The sequence below is a fragment of the Vibrio sp. 10N.261.52.A1 genome, assembly GCF_002876325.1.
Classification (GTDB): Bacteria; Pseudomonadota; Gammaproteobacteria; order Enterobacterales; family Vibrionaceae; genus Vibrio; species Vibrio chagasii.
Map to the genome: position 1 here is coordinate 1 of NZ_MCYD01000933.1, position 11,286 is coordinate 11,286.

At 45.4% G+C, this 11,286-nt stretch carries 12 protein-coding genes; all 12 read right to left on the bottom strand.

Annotated features, from left to right (window positions below; translation table 11 throughout):
* Window positions 1-496: tryptophan--tRNA ligase (gene trpS, locus BCT81_RS20235; RefSeq protein WP_102425601.1), on the bottom strand; the 496-nt coding region annotated here is incomplete at its 3' end.
* A gap of 151 nt (window positions 497-647) precedes the next feature.
* A complete protein-coding gene (locus BCT81_RS20240) occupies window positions 648-1,334 on the bottom strand; it encodes a phosphoglycolate phosphatase (protein WP_102425602.1) in 687 nt (228 codons plus the stop codon).
* Between the two features lie 120 nt (window positions 1,335-1,454).
* Window positions 1,455-2,129, bottom strand: a complete 675-nt coding sequence (gene rpe, locus BCT81_RS20245; RefSeq protein WP_008222304.1) for a ribulose-phosphate 3-epimerase — start codon at window positions 2,127-2,129, stop codon at window positions 1,455-1,457.
* A 185-nt stretch (window positions 2,130-2,314) separates the two neighbouring features.
* A complete protein-coding gene (locus tag BCT81_RS20250; protein ID WP_004737168.1) occupies window positions 2,315-3,160 on the bottom strand; it encodes a Dam family site-specific DNA-(adenine-N6)-methyltransferase in 846 nt (281 codons plus the stop codon).
* Between the two features lie 69 nt (window positions 3,161-3,229).
* Window positions 3,230-4,738 (bottom strand): AAA family ATPase, encoded by a 1,509-nt coding sequence (locus tag BCT81_RS20255; protein ID WP_102425603.1) that lies wholly within the window; start codon window positions 4,736-4,738, stop codon window positions 3,230-3,232.
* Window positions 4,739-4,817: 79 nt separating this feature from the next.
* A complete protein-coding gene (gene aroB / locus BCT81_RS20260; protein ID WP_004737166.1) occupies window positions 4,818-5,906 on the bottom strand; it encodes a 3-dehydroquinate synthase in 1,089 nt (362 codons plus the stop codon).
* 26 nt (window positions 5,907-5,932) lie between these two features.
* On the bottom strand, window positions 5,933-6,451 hold the full coding sequence (aroK, locus tag BCT81_RS20265) for a shikimate kinase AroK (RefSeq protein WP_004737165.1): 519 nt from the start codon (window positions 6,449-6,451) through the stop codon (window positions 5,933-5,935).
* A gap of 176 nt (window positions 6,452-6,627) precedes the next feature.
* The gene (locus BCT81_RS20270) at window positions 6,628-8,343 is read right to left on the bottom strand and encodes a type IV pilus secretin PilQ family protein (protein WP_102425604.1); all 1,716 of its coding nucleotides are present in this window, start codon (window positions 8,341-8,343) and stop codon (window positions 6,628-6,630) included.
* Window positions 8,344-8,378: 35 nt separating this feature from the next.
* Window positions 8,379-8,897 carry a pilus assembly protein PilP gene (locus tag BCT81_RS20275; RefSeq protein ID WP_102425605.1) on the bottom strand — a complete coding sequence of 173 codons (519 nt, stop codon included), beginning with the start codon at window positions 8,895-8,897 and terminating at the stop codon, window positions 8,379-8,381.
* The gene (pilO, locus tag BCT81_RS20280) at window positions 8,884-9,495 is read right to left on the bottom strand and encodes a type 4a pilus biogenesis protein PilO (protein WP_102425606.1); all 612 of its coding nucleotides are present in this window, start codon (window positions 9,493-9,495) and stop codon (window positions 8,884-8,886) included. The genes BCT81_RS20275 and pilO overlap by 14 nt, the downstream gene beginning before the upstream one ends.
* Window positions 9,488-10,087: a PilN domain-containing protein gene (locus BCT81_RS20285; RefSeq protein WP_102425607.1), complete on the bottom strand. Its 600-nt coding sequence runs from the start codon at window positions 10,085-10,087 to the stop codon at window positions 9,488-9,490. Before BCT81_RS20285 ends, pilO begins: the two co-directional genes overlap by 8 nt.
* Entirely contained in the window at window positions 10,071-11,096 is a 1,026-nt protein-coding gene (gene pilM / locus BCT81_RS20290; protein ID WP_102425608.1) for a type IV pilus assembly protein PilM, read from the bottom strand. The genes BCT81_RS20285 and pilM overlap by 17 nt, the downstream gene beginning before the upstream one ends.
* Window positions 11,097-11,286: the final 190 nt, after the last annotated feature.

Here is an 11,286-nt window from a genome sequence, read left to right on the forward strand (position 1 = left end):
TGTTGAAGCGAGTTGCGATATCACGCGCTAACTCTAGGTGTTGTTTCTGGTCGCTACCTACAGGTACTTGGTGAGCACCGTAAAGCAGGATATCCGCAGCCATCAATACAGGGTAATCAAACAGACCTACGTTTACGTCGTTTGAGTGACGCGCAGACTTGTCTTTAAACTGAGTCATACGGCTCAGTTCACCCATTTGTGTGTAACAGTTAAGAAGCCAACCAAGTTGAGCATGCTCTGGTACGTGAGACTGAACAAATAGCGTGCTCTTCTTTGGATCAACACCGACAGCAAGACAGATTGCTAGTGCGTCTAGAGTCGCTTCATGCAGTGCTTTCGGATCTTGACGAACCGTAATTGCGTGAAGGTCTACCACACAGTATTGGCAATCGTAGTCATCTTGCATCTGTTGCCATTGACGTAGAGCACCCAAGTAGTTACCGATACTTAGTTCACCAGATGGTTGAACACCACTCAATACGATGGGCTTGCTCATGGTTTTAATTCCTTTGCTTATTCGCTAAGTCAATTGATGGCTTAGCTTCTTAACTTAAATATAGAAAAGCCGCACAGCTCTTTCTGCGCGGCTCATCCAGTGTACTCATTGATAAGTATTTTGCTAGTGGGTTAGCTAACTTTTGTCCGCTTTATGCAGAAACTAGAACGACATCGAGCAATTGCGCGACATTATCTGCCACGTAGTCAGGGTTTGATGCTGAAATAGGCTCACCGTGGTTGTAGCCGTAAGTCAGGCCAAACGAATGACAACCCGCATTCTTTGCCGCTTTAATGTCATTACTTGAATCGCCAACCATTAGCATCTCTTCTGCTTTCACATTGTGCTTTTCTAGCAACCAGTTTAGCGCTACTGGGTTCGGTTTTTTCTCTGGGAAAGAATCACCGCCAAGTACATCTACAAAGTACTTATCGATACCGTGTTGCGCTAGCACGTCTGGCACAAACTTCGATGGCTTGTTCGTTACCAATGCCATAGTAAAGCCCGCTTGGTGCAGCTCTGCCAAGGTCTCTTTTACTAATGGGTAAAGGTGGCTCAGCTTATGGCCGCCCTGCTCGTAGAAGTCATCAAACAAGATACGTGCTTTCTTCAGAAGATCTGGATCTAAGTTTGGGTCAACGGTTAGGTTACGGCTTAGTGAACGACCGATAAGTACGTCAGCACCGTTACCTACGTAATCACGAACTTGTTCTTCACTCACTGAAGGGAAGCCTAGCTCCTGGCAAGCTTGGTCAGCAGCGACTGCCAAATCAGGCACGCTGTCTAACAAGGTTCCATCCAAATCAAAGGCGATCAGTTTTATTGAGCTTAATGACATCTTACTTTCCTATTAATTATATTCGTCTCATGTGTTGAGCAATAAGACGTAAAAAAGGGGCCAATCAGCCCCCTTAATCTAAATTTTTTGATTTTAGGTCAACTGACCCTAGTTCTACTTTTATGCGTTTACTTTTGCAAGCTCTGCACGCATCTCATCAATCACTTCTTTGTAATCTGGTTGATTGAAGATCGCAGAGCCAGCAACGAACATATCTGCACCCGCTTCTGCGATTTCACGAATGTTATCCACCTTTACACCACCGTCGATCTCTAGGCGAATATCACGACCGGATTCGTCAATCAACTTACGAACCGCACGTAGCTTATCTAAAGTGTGAGGAATGAAAGATTGACCGCCGAAACCTGGGTTCACAGACATCAATAGGATCATGTCTACTTTATCCATGATGTAATCTAGGCAAGATAGTGGTGTCGCTGGGTTAAGAACCACGCCCGCTTTACAGCCGTGCTCTTTGATCAGTTGTAGAGTGCGATCGATGTGCTCTGATGCTTCTACGTGGAAGGTAATCATCGATGCGCCAGCCTTTGCAAACTCAGGCACGATGTTGTCAACCGGTTTCACCATTAGGTGAACATCGATTGGAGCAGTAATACCGTAGTCACGTAGTGCTTTACAGATAGGCGCGCCAAAAGTCAGGTTAGGTACGTAGTGGTTATCCATCACATCAAAGTGCACAACATCGGCACCGGCTGCGAGTACTTTTTCAACGTCTTCACCAAGACGAGCAAAATCTGCAGACAAAATTGATGGAGCGATTAGAAAATCTTTCATACCAAACCTCTTAAGAGTAAGTAAATTGCGAGTTCACCGCCTTGGTGGCACCTCATACGCATACAAGATTCAACCCCAAGACTATTTGGTGTGCAATTCTACCTAAGCACCTAGGCAGATCCTAGCAGTTCGAAAGATTAGTTTAAGAAAGTACCTGTTGGTCACTCAATTTGAGGGGATCGAGGTTATTCTGCTGCAGCGTGTTGCTGGTTTTTATCTTGATGGAACAGCGCGAGTAGCTCATCCACTTTATTACGACCAGCGCCATTACGGCTGATAGTGCGCTTCACCTTCACCACGTTCAACTCTGCACCATGATACAAGCGACGCGTTAATGTCGTGTCGTGGTTAGAAATCAACACAGGGATACCGCGTTCTGTCGCCGCTTTTTCAGCAACGTCAGCCAGTGCTGCTTGATCATCTAAGCTAAAGCCGTTACCTGCGTAAGAGGTAAAGTTAGCGGTATTTGACAGCGGTGCGTAAGGAGGATCGCAGTAAACCACGCAACCTTTACGGGCACGGCTAAAGGTTTCATGGTATCCCTCACACACGAAGGTAGCCTTTTTCGCTTTTTCAGCGAAAAACTCCAGCTCAGCTTCTGGGAAGTAAGGCTTTTTGTAAGAACCAAACGGAACGTTAAAACCGCCTTTCTTGTTGTAGCGACATAGGCCATTGAAGCCAAATCGGTTCATGTACAAGAAAGCAAGTGAGCGATACATAACATTGTCAGTATCGTTGAACTGAGCTCGAATATCTAAGAAGGCTTCTTTGCGGTTGTTCTCAGGGCAGAACCAACGCTTTGCTTCCGCGATGTAGGTCTCAGGGTCGGTTTTAAGTAGATTATACAGGTTGATAAGATCGGGATTGATATCAGCCAGTAGATACTGTTCATAGTCCGTGTTCAAAAACACAGAACCAGCACCAACAAATGGTTCTACCAATTTACGAGCAGGTGGCAGGTGACGTTGGATGTCTTCAACTAGGCCATATTTACCACCAGCCCATTTTAGAAAGGCACGCTGCTTTTTCATTTACTGCTCTATCTATCAACACAAAAATAAGGCTGCGGAATGTAACATATTTTGAGGCTAAGCTCAGGGTTATTTCGCACGTTCTATCTCTCGATGCACTTGATTCATCGATTTTGCCCAAGGTTCCAACTGTTGAAGTGGTTTTGAGAGTGTACTTACCGCATCTCGCGCCACCTGAATCGTTGGGTAATCTTGATAAGTGATGATAAACCACTTGGTATCGTTACGCAGAGTTGGGTAGATACGAACCTTATTCTCTAGATCGTATTTTTCAATGAAAGACTGCACATCTTCCAACGAAGTCATCGCACTCAACTGTAAGGTGTACGCTCGCGGTGAGATAGCTTGTAGCTCCTCACGAGAAAACGAGAAGGTGATCTTCTTAGTCGGAGGCGTTGATTCAGTTAAGTCAGATTCTTCATCAGCTGGAGCAATCGCTTCAGCGTCAGCCTGTGAATTAGCCTCTACTTGAGTGTTCTCCTCTACCGCAGCATCAATGGCGCTGGTATCAGCACTCTGAGCTTTATCATCCAGTAGAGCATCAACCACATCCGAAGTAATCACGACACGCTGTTGGTCTTGCTCAACCTCACCCACGCTAGCCGTCTCTTCCACCACAACCGGTGGCAAAGATGAACTGTCATCATCAGCGCCTTGATAACTGATATCAGTTGACGTTTCAGAGTCTACCACTCCCTCAACACCAGCTTGTTCTGAGCCACGGTCCACTTCAAAGGTTGGAATAGCAGTCTGCTCGATAGGTGCGATCAGAGATTGCGCTTTGTCATCCGGGGTCGGTTGGCTGAACATCCACCAATAACCACCACCAATTAACAACAGCAACAGGGCTACCACAATCGCGATATTGATTGGTGAGCCAATGATTGAGCGAATAATAATCCTTTTTTCCACTTTCAATTCTCCTAAAGCCATTAGCTCGCCAGGCAGAGGTTGCGCTTTGTTAAACGCACGTCGCACACGAGTTTCAGACTCATCATCCACATATCGAATCACTAGTGATTCAAAGAAATGTTCAGCTTCTGGTTGCGAAAGGTCATCGATCTCAAGATCGATAGGCTTGTGTTGTTGGCCGTAACTTAGACGTGTGAGTAAGGTGTCTAGGTGACCAATTTCTGAGAAAAGAACGACATTGATCGTCCATTGGGGATTAGCTTGAGCTTCCAGTACCAACATCCATAGTTCGGATACCAATAGCTCAGAGAGTCGGTGGGCATCATCGACAACGATAACCACGCTACACGGCTCACCATCCAGCAACCTTGCTAGGCTATCAGATAAGGAGTCATGTTGATTAAATAACGGATCAGAAACAATTTGGCTAAGAATAAGCGCGCGGCGTTGTTGGTCGTCTTGGCTTGGATGACAAAGCAGTAAACACTGATTTTTTTCTGTCGCCCACGCTTCGAGATAACGCTGTGCTAACCAAGAACGGCCAGAGCCAGGTTTACCAGCCACCGTTACTAGATTTGAACCAAAGTTAGTCAAAAGCTGTAAGCGCTCTAGCAGCTCAACTTGAGACTCTAACTCTAATACTCTTAATTCATGAGCCAAACTCATTGCGGATCCCTACTGATTAGATCGATCAGTAAAACGCTTCAGTTGCCTAGAGTTTAACTAGGCAACCTCACAACCAAATTTAAAGAGTACGGCAGAAATCAATCGCTTGTTTAATGATGTCCTGAGGCACATCAGCAACCACTTCAGCAGTACCAATACTTGTTGGCAATACCAGACGTAATTGACCAGACAGCACTTTCTTATCACGCATCATGTGCGTCATAAAGTCTTCAAAAGACATGCTTTCTGGCGTATGAACTGGCAGTTTCGCATTCTTGAGTATAGAAATAATTCGCTCAAGCTGCTGCTGAGTGATCAGTCCCTGCAACTGAGCAGTTTTCGCTGCCATTACAGTACCTGAAGACACAGCTTCACCATGTAGCCAATTACCATAGCCTAGTTCTGCTTCGATCGCATGACCAAATGTATGACCTAGGTTCAATAACGCTCTGATTCCTGACTCTTTTTCATCTAGAGCAACCACTTCAGCCTTAATTGCACAACAACGAGCAATTGCAGTAATCAGTGCTTGTTCATCAAGTTGATAAAGTTTCTCTAGATTCTGCTCCAACCAATCAAAGAAGGCTTCATCGTAAATGATGCCGTATTTGATGACTTCAGCAATGCCCGCTGCAAACTCACGCTCAGGAAGCGTTGATAAACAGTTGGTATCGATGATCACAGATTTTGGTTGGTAGAATGCACCGATCATATTCTTACCAAGAGGATGGTTTACTGCGGTTTTACCACCAACAGAAGAGTCCACTTGAGAAAGAAGCGTTGTCGGGATTTGAATGAAATCAATACCACGCTGGTAACAAGATGCAGCAAAGCCGACCAAATCACCGATAACACCACCACCTAAAGCAATCACCACCACATCGCGGCTGTAATTTCCTTCAAGCATGTAGCTCATCACTGAATTGAACGTTTCAAGCGTTTTGTATTGCTCACCATCAGGTAACTCGAGAAGAGATGTCTGACAGCCAACTTGATCCAGTAAAGATAGAATTTTATCAGCGTAAAGAGGCGCTACTGTCACATTACTGATAACAACGACTTTCTGCTTGCCTGATAAAAAAGAAAGGTACGCCGGGTCGTCAAATAACCCGGCGCCAATAGAGATAGGGTAGCTACGCTCAGCTAGATTGACCGTAATCCGTTCCATGGGTTTGCTCTCCGAAAAAAATGAACTTAACGTTCTTCTAGCATTTTTACGATCTGGTTGGCTACCACTTTTGCACTTTGGTCGTCAGTACGAACTGTGTAGTCCGCCACTTCTTCGTATAGTGCGTTGCGAGATACAGCTAGATCTTCTAGCACATCACGCGGGTTGTCTGTTTGAAGTAGAGGGCGTTTCTTGTCGCGATTTGTGCGAGCAAGTTGCTTTTCAATTGTTGTCTCTAGGTATACAACAATGCCTCGTGCAGATAGACGGTTACGGTTTTCTTTGCTCATCACTGAACCACCGCCTGTCGCTAGAACAATACCTTGCTCTTCAGTCAGATCGTTGATTACAGATTCTTCGCGCTTACGGAAACCTTCTTCGCCCTCAACATCAAAAACCCATGCGATGTCTGCGCCAGTGCGCTCTTCAATCACAGTGTCAGAGTCTAGAAACTCCATATGAAGTTGGGAAGCTAGGTGTCTACCAATTGTACTTTTGCCGGCGCCCATTGGGCCAACAAGAAAAATATTGCGTTTCTCAGCCATGTTTTTAGCAGTAATTTACAACGTTAATTCAATGACATCGCCACAAGGTAGGTCAGTACAAGTACTGAAATTAAAAGGCCCGTGGCACCGATTCCTCACAGATAATTCGTGATAAGACCCGAAATTATCAAGGTTAGGTGCCACTAATGCAACTTTATTTTTAATCTAATTGTACGTTACTGAATCACAACTTTAGGTGTAACAAAGATAAGCAGTTCACTTTTACCCACATTTTCGTAGCTGCGACGGAACAATGCACCCAATAAAGGAAGGTCTCCCAACAGAGGAACTTTATCGACTGTACTACTGACACTGTGTTGAAATATTCCACCAAGAACAACAGTTTCACCATTATTAACAAGCACTTGCGTACCTATTCTTTGGGTATCTATAGCGACCGCTTCCCCAGTTCCTGTTTTCACCACTTGTCCAGGCCTATCTTGAGTCACACTCAAATCCAGAACCAAGCGATTGTCTGGTGTGATTTGAGGGGTAACTTTCAAACTCAACACAGCTTTCTTAAATGCGACGGACGTTGCACCGCTCGAAGAGGACTCTAAGTAAGGAATTTCAGTACCTTGCTCAATATAAGCCGGCTTTTTATTGGTGGTGATTAAGCGTGGGCTAGAGATGATCTCCGCCTTAGACTCTTGTTGCAGTGCAGATAACTCAAGATCGAGCAGCGTATCTGAGCCAAGCTTGGCTACCTGAAACGCAATACTCGATGCATTTGGCGATGTCGCCGCCAAATTCACGTTAAGGTAGTCATCAATAACACTACTGCTGCTATCGTCATAAGGTGTAATGGCTGAGGGGTGGTTGCCTTCAATTGAACCACCAACAGTGAAGCTTCCGTTGGTCGATGAAACGCCCCAGCGCACGCCGAGTTCATCAAGGTTACCTTCGGTGACGGTAACAATACGCGCCTCTATCTGTACTTGCTTCACAGGGATATCTAACGACTCAATAATGCCGCGGATCACCGCAATGTTCTCTTCCAGCTCGCGAATCAGTAGAGAGTTCGTACGTTCATCTATGGTAATTGAACCGCGATCAGACAGCATACTCACCGCCCCTTCACCACCAATCATGTCAGCTATATCGGTGGATTTAGCAAAGTTAATCTTGATGATTTCTGATTTAAGTTCCCCAAGCTCTTCTTCTAAACGGGACTTTTCGAGCGCTTGCTGTTCTCTCAGATCCAGTTCTGCTTTGGGAGCGACCAAGATAACGTTGCCATCAACGCGCTTATCCAAGCCCTTAACTTGCAAGATAATGTCGAGAACTTGCTGCCAAGGAACACCATCCAAACGTAACGTCAGGTTACCCGCGACCGAGTCTGATACCACCAAGTTGAACTCATTGTAGTCAGCAATCAACTGAAGGACATTTCGAACTGGGATATCTTGGAAGTTAATCGATATCAGCTTACCCTCTTTCTCAAGTACGCTTTTCTCTGTCGTCACTTCTTCAATCGTGGGCTTGCTGATCACCACCTCGATGAAGCGCCCCTTGAGGTCATATTCGTATTGGTAGTCACTGTTAATCGTTGCCAGCAAGCGAGTGCTTGGCGTCTCTTTGTATACCTCAATCCCCTCAACCAGAGTCGCGAAATCTTTAACGTCCAAAAGGTAGAGCTTGTCATCATCCACTTCTGTATTGATAAGTTCGATGCTCAAGCCTTCTTGTGCTCGCTGAACATCAACCACCGCGCTACTGGTTGCTAACTCAATGATAATGACAGCGTCTTTATCCTTGTTAACTCTAAAATCAATGTTCTCTAATTTATTAGACGAGCTCTCTGCGTAGCCGAAGACGCTAAAAACCAACATCACAGACACAGCAAAACCTTGTAGAGCTTTGCTCACTAATCCACTTATTCCTTTATTCATATTTACATCTCATATCCACATCATGTGACATTGGTTTATTTCAGAGCCAGCCTAACGTTGCGCTTATGCCAACAACCTAAGCCATCTGGAAGAGTTTCATTAATCAGAACGTACTGGCTCGTTACCTTAGTAACTCGGCCGTTGTTTAAGCCGATAAACTGGCCTTTTTTCACATTGACGACATTGCCCTTAGGCGTTTGTACAAGCCCAAACACACTCGTTCCACTGCCCATCACACCTTTCAAGCGCAATTTACTGAGTGGGTATTTCTCTAACTTGCCACTGCGAGCACGAGCGCTAGGTTGCCAGCAATCTTTCTTCACCAAGGGCTGGTTTTGCACGATCGCTTCTTTGGGTAGTTCAAAGGGAGGACGAAAAGCACGTCGTTGATAGGTAGCGGCTGAGAACTCAGTCGCAGGAACAAGCTGCTCAACTTCTTTTTTCGCTTTGAGCTCAACCTGCACCACGAAGTCTTCTAGTGAGTCTTGATTGGCTTTGCAGCCCGACAACATCAGCAGTAACAACGTTGAATAGAGCGCGCTATTGGGCCTCATCGTTGACCTCCGATTTAAACTGGTAGGTATAAGCTCGAACCCTGAAGTGAAGTGTGCTGCTTTCTTGGCTGACTCGCTGCCAACTCACATCATCAAAGCTGATGATTCGCGGGAGCTTGGCGATAGCTGCAGAGAAGTCGCCTATCTCGTGGTAATCACCAGTCAGTTCGATGTTAAGAGGCAAGCGGTATAGGAAGGCTTTGTTCTGTTTTTCACCCCAGTCAATTCGGGTAAAGGTTAGTGAGTTATCTAAACCGAGCTCATTGACTGATGCCAACATGCTCGCCAACTCTTTTTGCACGGGCAGCTGTTCTAACAGGTAATCATAGCGACTAGTCAGTTCATCCAGTTGGCCCTGAAGCTTAGGTAAAGCGGCAACCTTATTGGCTTTGATGCGCAGTGTTGCTTTCAAGGTCTTCTCTTGCTGCTTCATCTGTTGTAGCTCGTCATCCAAGGGCAAAATATAGAACCAGGTTCCCAGCCCTTGAATAAGCGCCACCAGCAATAGAATCACCAATAACTGAGGCAACAGTGGCCACTCGGTGATCTCATCGATATCAAGCTCTTGCAGGCTCATCATGTTTGGAAAGCTAGCCATGGTTAGCCCCCTTACCCTTTCGATGTGCAGTTGTACTATCTAATGACACAGGGCTGAAGACGAAAGATACCTTGAAGGTCTGAAACTCTTTATTGAAGCGCTTACGATTATGGACAATAGAGTGCATTTCGACCCCTTTCAGAGATTCAGAGCGTTCTAAGTTATCCAGCATGGTGGCGAGACGAGCGGTACTGTCACTGATACCCGCCATCTCAATCTCTTGACCGTTCATCTTTATTTTGTCGACATACACGCCCTCAGGAATCAGCTCCGGCATCAAGTTCATAAAGTCGGTGGTTTTATTACGGCCGAGCTGCAAAGATTCCACCACATCAAGTCGAGTCAAAATGGCTTTGTGCTCTTGCTCTGCAACTTTTAGCGATTGAATCTGACGGTCGAGGTCAGCAATATATTGATTGAGATAATTAAGACGAGCTTGCTGTTTTGCTTGTTGATCCTGGAAATAATTATCGACCGCCCACTGCCCTGCGCCAGCCACAATCACACCAAGGATAACTAAATGAATGAAACGTTTTCGGTGCTGAGCACGAATCTCATCACGCCAAGGTAGCAGGTTAATTTGATGCAACATGCTTCTCTCCCTGCCATTTAAGTCCGCTCATCGCCATACCCGCAGCAATACCAAAATGATGCCAATCCATTTGTAGGCGGCGCTTCCTCGCGACCTTATTCTCAAACAGGGATAAAGGATTCAATGATTCACAGCTCAACTGAAAATGTCGTTCAAGCTCTTCAGCCACCATTGGTGTGCTGGCGCCCTCGCCCATTAACCAGATGCCTGAGATAGGTTGGTGAACATTCACCGAGGAATAGAGCTGCAACTGACGTTTGAGCTTTTCAATTAAGTTAACGATAAATTGATGAGTATCCTGAGCACTGCCAAACGCAGCCTCGATATCATTGGGGTTTTCGATACTGCAAAGGTCTTGAGTGCCAAAGGCGATGTCTTTATAGAAAGGGGCTGCTCCCTGAGGAATGATGCCCAGCGAGGTTTGATCAACGCCAATGTCCACCAACAGCCAATTACTTTTCTCTGGGTATAAACGTGAGGCAAGCTGCCAAACATGAAGTAAACCATGCGCCTGCGTATCAACGACAACAGGTTTAAAGCCAGCCTTGGTTAATGCCTCTGCTCGGCTATCGACCACTTCTTTACGAGTAGCATAAACCTGATAACTGCTCGTCGAACCTTTACCAAATCGTTTGTCTTCCAGCTTCACAAAATCTAAACTCAGCTCCTCGATGGGAAAAGGAGATTGATGGGCGAAGGTTTGGTAGATCGAAAACTCTTTCTCTCTATCTTCGAGTTCACTCTCAATTTGCAGTACCTTGCTGATCACCGTGTTATCAGGTACCGAAATGGCGACGTTACGACAGCCGAAAGGCAGCCCTTTCCTAAGTTCTTTGAGTTTCTTAACAGTTTTCTGATACTCCAAAGTATGGTTAGCTGTAAAAATGTCGTCCGAAATCGGCAGCTCTTTGTATCCCACTAGGGCGTACAATTCCCCCACGGGTTTTAGCACCACAGCTTTGATGCTGTGGTGATTTATATCTATACCTGTAATTAATGATGAACCCATGTGACCTAGCTCCTGAAGTGCCAAGCATTTCGTTGATTATCTAGGGGTTGTGATTATTAGTTAAATAAGCGTTAATAAACGAAAGCTAGTTTTTTAGCCTAGAGTACAAGGGTTTGCTGCTTATCAGCCTTAACTAATCAGGGATTATCCGGTGAAGTTCATAAAGCGATTATTCATATTTACATTGATT

Excerpts from the sequence above, each read along its gene's own strand:
- BCT81_RS20285 (WP_102425607.1), bottom strand. The coding sequence starts at position 10,087 with ATGTTGCATCAAATTAACCTGCTACCTTGGCGTGATGAGATTCGTGCT.
- BCT81_RS20270 (WP_102425604.1), bottom strand. The coding sequence starts at position 8,343 with ATGAATAAAGGAATAAGTGGATTAGTGAGCAAAGCTCTACAAGGTTTT.
- rpe (WP_008222304.1), bottom strand. The coding sequence starts at position 2,129 with ATGAAAGATTTTCTAATCGCTCCATCAATTTTGTCTGCAGATTTTGCT.
- BCT81_RS20275 (WP_102425605.1), bottom strand. The coding sequence starts at position 8,897 with ATGAGGCCCAATAGCGCGCTCTATTCAACGTTGTTACTGCTGATGTTG.
- aroK (WP_004737165.1), bottom strand. The coding sequence starts at position 6,451 with ATGGCTGAGAAACGCAATATTTTTCTTGTTGGCCCAATGGGCGCCGGC.
- pilO (WP_102425606.1), bottom strand. The coding sequence starts at position 9,495 with ATGGCTAGCTTTCCAAACATGATGAGCCTGCAAGAGCTTGATATCGAT.
- BCT81_RS20240 (WP_102425602.1), bottom strand. The coding sequence starts at position 1,334 with ATGTCATTAAGCTCAATAAAACTGATCGCCTTTGATTTGGATGGAACC.
- aroB (WP_004737166.1), bottom strand. The coding sequence starts at position 5,906 with ATGGAACGGATTACGGTCAATCTAGCTGAGCGTAGCTACCCTATCTCT.
- BCT81_RS20250 (WP_004737168.1), bottom strand. The coding sequence starts at position 3,160 with ATGAAAAAGCAGCGTGCCTTTCTAAAATGGGCTGGTGGTAAATATGGC.
- pilM (WP_102425608.1), bottom strand. The coding sequence starts at position 11,096 with ATGGGTTCATCATTAATTACAGGTATAGATATAAATCACCACAGCATC.
- BCT81_RS20255 (WP_102425603.1), bottom strand. The coding sequence starts at position 4,738 with ATGAGTTTGGCTCATGAATTAAGAGTATTAGAGTTAGAGTCTCAAGTT.